The sequence below is a fragment of the Micromonospora sp. LOL_024 genome, from assembly GCF_048060415.1.
Classification (GTDB): domain Bacteria; phylum Actinomycetota; class Actinomycetes; order Mycobacteriales; family Micromonosporaceae; genus Micromonospora.
The window spans coordinates 1-444 of sequence record NZ_JBHMIS010000197.1 but is presented as its reverse complement, the minus strand read 5'-3'; the positions used below and the strand labels follow the sequence as shown (position 1 = coordinate 444).

Annotated in this window: 1 pseudogene; it reads left to right on the top strand. The window is 72.3% G+C overall.

What is annotated here, in order from left to right:
* Positions 1–60 precede the first annotated feature (60 nt).
* A pseudogene (locus ACFHWY_RS28860) lies at positions 61–444 on the top strand (hypothetical protein); the annotation flags it as partial.

The following is a 444-nucleotide window of genomic DNA, read 5'->3' as shown; positions in this document are numbered from 1 at the left end:
TGACCGGCCGATACCTGGTGCCCAGCGAACGCACCTTCCGGCGGGTCCTGGCCGCCGTCGATGGTGACGTCCTCGACGCGGCGACCTGCGGCCGACGTCGTCCGCGGCGACGCCCCTGTTCCGCAGATCCCCACCGCCACCGACGAGCCTGCCGAGAGGGAGCAACGCCGTGCCACGTCCCGGGCGGGCACCCACCCGGCGCCGGCCGGGCTGTTGCCCGCGGTCGCGGTCGACGGGAAACTGCTGCACGGCACCCGCACCACGTCCGGTCAGGTGTTCCTGGTCGCCGCAGTCACCCACGACACCGGTGCGGTTCTGGGTCAGCGGCAGGTCGCCGACAAACGCGGCGAGAGCACCGTGACCGAAGATCTGCTCACCCCGCTGAACGTGGCCGGCATGCTGCTCACCCTGGACGCCCTGCACACCACGAAGAAGACCGCCCGG